Source organism: Methanomethylovorans sp., assembly GCF_050177135.1.
GTDB lineage: Archaea > Halobacteriota > Methanosarcinia > Methanosarcinales > Methanosarcinaceae > Methanomethylovorans.
The window spans coordinates 1-3,955 of record NZ_JBFXHJ010000181.1; the positions used below are offsets into that span (position 1 = coordinate 1).

General features: G+C 45.6%; 8 protein-coding genes. 5 read left to right on the forward strand and 3 right to left on the reverse strand.

Features of this window, described 5'->3' with window-relative positions:
• A partial coding sequence (locus AB7U21_RS10960; RefSeq protein ID WP_428389014.1) for a class I SAM-dependent methyltransferase occupies window positions 1-514 on the reverse strand: 514 nt, incomplete at its 3' end.
• A gap of 221 nt (window positions 515-735) precedes the next feature.
• Between AB7U21_RS10960 and AB7U21_RS10965 the strand changes: the two genes are divergently transcribed.
• From AB7U21_RS10965 to AB7U21_RS10985, 5 genes are read left to right on the forward strand one after another with little or no spacing between them, the layout of a single operon-like run.
• Window positions 736-1,020 carry a ubiquitin-like small modifier protein 1 gene (locus tag AB7U21_RS10965; RefSeq protein WP_428389016.1) on the forward strand — a complete coding sequence of 95 codons (285 nt, stop codon included), beginning with the start codon at window positions 736-738 and terminating at the stop codon, window positions 1,018-1,020.
• A gap of 6 nt (window positions 1,021-1,026) precedes the next feature.
• Window positions 1,027-2,217 carry a molybdopterin molybdotransferase MoeA gene (locus tag AB7U21_RS10970; protein WP_428389019.1) on the forward strand — a complete coding sequence of 397 codons (1,191 nt, stop codon included), beginning with the start codon at window positions 1,027-1,029 and terminating at the stop codon, window positions 2,215-2,217.
• Window positions 2,218-2,222: 5 nt separating this feature from the next.
• A complete protein-coding gene (gene crcB, locus AB7U21_RS10975) occupies window positions 2,223-2,597 on the forward strand; it encodes a fluoride efflux transporter CrcB (protein WP_428389021.1) in 375 nt (124 codons plus the stop codon).
• On the forward strand, window positions 2,578-2,958 hold the full coding sequence (locus AB7U21_RS10980) for a fluoride efflux transporter FluC (protein WP_428389030.1): 381 nt from the start codon (window positions 2,578-2,580) through the stop codon (window positions 2,956-2,958). Before crcB ends, AB7U21_RS10980 begins: the two co-directional genes overlap by 20 nt.
• A gap of 23 nt (window positions 2,959-2,981) precedes the next feature.
• Entirely contained in the window at window positions 2,982-3,305 is a 324-nt protein-coding gene (locus AB7U21_RS10985) for a DUF190 domain-containing protein (RefSeq protein ID WP_428389024.1), read from the forward strand.
• A gap of 9 nt (window positions 3,306-3,314) precedes the next feature.
• Here the strand turns inward: AB7U21_RS10985 and AB7U21_RS10990 are convergent, their stop codons facing one another.
• Both AB7U21_RS10990 and AB7U21_RS10995 read right to left on the reverse strand, forming a co-directional pair.
• Window positions 3,315-3,575 carry a YhbY family RNA-binding protein gene (locus tag AB7U21_RS10990; RefSeq protein ID WP_428389026.1) on the reverse strand — a complete coding sequence of 87 codons (261 nt, stop codon included), beginning with the start codon at window positions 3,573-3,575 and terminating at the stop codon, window positions 3,315-3,317.
• Window positions 3,576-3,683: 108 nt separating this feature from the next.
• Window positions 3,684-3,955 (reverse strand): DUF7504 family protein (locus tag AB7U21_RS10995; protein WP_428389028.1); only part of this gene is annotated, 272 nt, incomplete at its 5' end.

A 3,955-nucleotide genomic window follows, 5' to 3' on the forward strand; every position in this document is an offset into this window, starting at 1 on the left:
TTTTGAGAGGGATTGATTCATTGATTGCAGATTTCAGGCGTAAAAGATCTTCATAATTCTCTTTGTCATACCAGTATTTCAGCCGCTCATTTGCAAATTCATAGCATGTATAATCAACATTAATCTGATTATATTTGTCAATAATAATATTAAAATATTTATCCAATTTATCTGGTTGATATTTGTGACTTTTCGCCTGTGCTATCATTGTTGCCACAGGGTTTATGTCGCATCCCCAAAAGTCGATATTGCAACGTTTTGCTTCAAAAGCAACTGTTCCACATCCACAGAATATATCAGCTATTATCTCTGTATTAATAGAATTTTTTTGAGCGTATTCAAGTGCCTTAGTAGTTATAAAAGCTGGAAATTTTGCTGGATAAGAATGAATCCTATGCATTTTAAGTTCTTTTTCATCTCCGGTATTCCAGAAAGAATCAATAGGAATAGACTCAAAATCTATTTCTCTGAGGTTATCAATTTGAATCATTAGGTTTCTTCCTAGTTTATCCATATGTCGTTCAATTGATAATCAAATGAAACATTATCTCCATATTTCTAATACACACTTTATGCATTAATTATTATTATATTTTCTCTTTTTAATCAGGTATTATTAGGTGCAATATGTTTTACATTTCACAATACCGACTCAAAGCTTCCCTCCCACATCCTCATCCCACAAACTCCCGCTTTGACACAAGGTTTATCTAATATCTTTATAAATACACGCCCATGACAGAGGTTAAGGTAAGGCTCTTTGCAAACCTTAAAGAGATAGCAGGGACTTCAGAGTTGAAGCTCGGAGGCGATACGGTGCTTGAGGTGCTGGAAGCCCTTGTGCGGCAATTTCCAGGCCTTAAGGACAGGATCTTTGAAACGGCTGCTTCTGATCCCATATTATGCGGATATGTGAATGTTTTTCTTAACGGTGACAATATCACTCATCTTGATGGTCTTGACACCAGGGTCAGCGACCGTGATGAGCTCGGCGTATTGCCTCCCGTATCCGGCGGGTGATCACGGATGGACAGGATATTCAGGGAGCGCATGTCCGTAGGCCTGGCGAAGGAAAAATTCCTGGCATCTGTTACTCCTATCACAAGGACCGAAGAGATCAGTATCCGGGATTGTCCCGGCAGGGTGCTGGCCACACATACCATAGCTCCCAGGAATGTGCCTCATTTCAGGCGGTCCGCAATGGACGGCTATGCCATGAGGGCTGCAGACGCTCTGGGTGCATCCCCTCTGAATCCTGTGATGTTACAGCTTTCCGATGTTGTGGAAGAAGGCACATGTGCAAGGGTAGGCACAGGCCAGCATATGCCCGAAGGCGCTGATGCGGTGATGATGATCGAAGACACCGTATCCATGGGTGATATGATCGAAATAAGGGCACAGCTGCATCCGGGCAAGAATGTGGGTTACATAGGTGAGGATATCCGCAGGAACGAGATCCTTTTCAACAAAGGTCATCTGCTGAGGGCATGTGATGTAGGGGTTTTGGCCTCCCTAGGTATCAGGGAAGTAAAGGTCTATTCTAAGCCCGTGGTTGCCATTATTCCGGTTGGTGATGATCTGGTACCTCTCTCATACACCGAGCTGCCACCGGCCGGCAAGAGCCTGGAGAGCAACAGCCTCATGATAGGACTGTACGTGGAACAATGGGGCGGAGTACCCAGGTATCATAATATAGTGCTGGAGGATACAGGCCAGATAGAGCAGGCCATTAAGGAAAATCTGGATGCAGACCTGCTGATCATTTCCGGCGGCACATCCGTAGGAGAAAAGGACTTCGTGCCCGGTGTTGTGGCTTCTCAGGGAGAGCTACTGGTGCATGGCGTGGGCCTGAGCCCCGGCAAACCCACTGCTCTTGGTTTGGTCAATGACAAACCTGTAGTATGCATGCCCGGTTACCCAGCGGCAGGTCTTGTGGCATTGTTCGTGTTTGGCAGACCCGCACTAAGGAAGGTGGCAAATGCCCCGGATGTGCCGGATGTCATAGTAAAGGCACAGCTGAGCTCCAAGATCACCTCGCGTGAAGGGTATCTTAGTTATGCCAGGGTCATACTCGATGGCAGTACCGCTCATCCCCTGATGACTGCCGGAGCCGGTATCCTTAGTTCCATTGCCAAATCCCAGGGATTTGTTATCATACCTGAGCACGTGGAAGGATATGAGAAACAAAGCGAAGTCGATGTCGTGCTGATCGAGTAGTAAGAATGTCCAGAGACTGGGATGTAAAAGATCTCCTTGCAATAGGCTGCGGAGGATTTCTGGGTGCAGTGGCCAGGTTCACGTTCTGCCAGAGCCTGACATCTGTCAGGGGCACTCTGGCAGTCAATGTCCTCGGAAGCTTTTGTCTGGGTTTGCTCATGTACCACAGCGAGTTCCTGGGTTATGTCCCCACCCGTGTTCGCCTGTTCGCAGGCATAGGCTTTTTGGGCTCGTTCACGACCTTTTCAAGCTTTGCAGTATATGCTTTTCAGATGAGCTTTTTAGCTTCTGTGATCTTCATCTGTGCCAATATACTGCCAGGGCTGTTTGCTGTTCTTCTGGGGCGGGCCTGTATGATCTATCTGGGACGGAGGCGGTAGCACGTCATACTCAGCGGTATTGCTTGTGGGTATCGGAGGCACTATAGGCGCTGTATTGCGATACCTTGTAGCCGGAGCAGTGCCGAGATTATCGGTGATACCGACAGGCACTCTCACTGTGAACGTCATTGGGAGTTTCATCCTATCATATCTGACATTCTCAGGAGCTAACGGGAGCATCGCTCATTTTGTCAACATAGGTATTTTAGGATCATTCACAACTTTCTCTACGTTCTCATACGAGAGTTTCCGCCTGCTGGAAGAAAATGAACTAACTTATTTTGTCTTCAATATAGGGCTTAACGTGTTCATGTGCCTCGCATCTGTGAAGGCCGGCCAGTTGCTGGTAAACTTAATCTAATAAGTGTCAGATAGTAGAATATAATGAAACATGTTATCCTTAGGATATACCTGAGCGAAAAGGATTCGTATCGTGGAAAGGCTGCATATCATGCTGTTATCGAGTTCTTTAAAAAAACAGGCATTGCCGGAGCAACAGTGCATCACTGCATAGAAGGTTATGGCGTCGATCACGTGATCCATACTGCGAACGTGCTCAGGCTTGGTGCAGACCTGCCCATAATAGTGCAGGCAGTAGACGCGGAGGATAAGATCAGGGCAATAATCCCGGAATTACGGCAGATGCTGCCTCGTGAACTCATGATCCTGCAGGAAGTGGAAGTAATACCTCCTTCAGAGATCAAATAGTAGTCTTATTCACTTGTACAGTACCACGTTATTGCCTCTTATTTCTATTACCTCTGAGGCAGTGGCTTGTGACAGTTCTTCTGCTATAGTTGTTGTATCTTTTTCTTCCCGGGAGCTTTTTAGCATTTTTATTTTTATCAGGTGATCGGCTTTAAGATGCTTTTTTATCTCTTGCACAACTGTTTCAGTGATCCCGTTCTTACCAATGTTCATTACTGGTTTCAATTGCGAAGCTTCTGCTTTTAGTTCGTGTAACCTATCTTTGTCCATAGCTATTCCCAATTTATTTCATGTTCAAATACTCTGTGGCATAAAAGTTCAATAGCATTAAGGGGGCACATGGGCGAATATGGATCGGTTTTACGGGTAGCCTTTCCTTCACTTACATTCTTTAAGCTTCAGGTGGTTACCTTCGATCTCATACTCAAACCAGGGAGTTGGTTTTGGAGTTAATCCCACCACACGTACACAGTGGTGCTCACCGCTTGCGCGGATCTCGATCATTCCATCAAAAAGCTGCTGCAGGGTGGTTATAGTTTGCTGATCATGCATTCCATCCTCTACAACGTATATTCCTAATCCGTTTGCTGCTTTCACTCTTCCGGTGAAGACATGAAGGAATTTGAACACTGTCTGCAGATTGGAATACA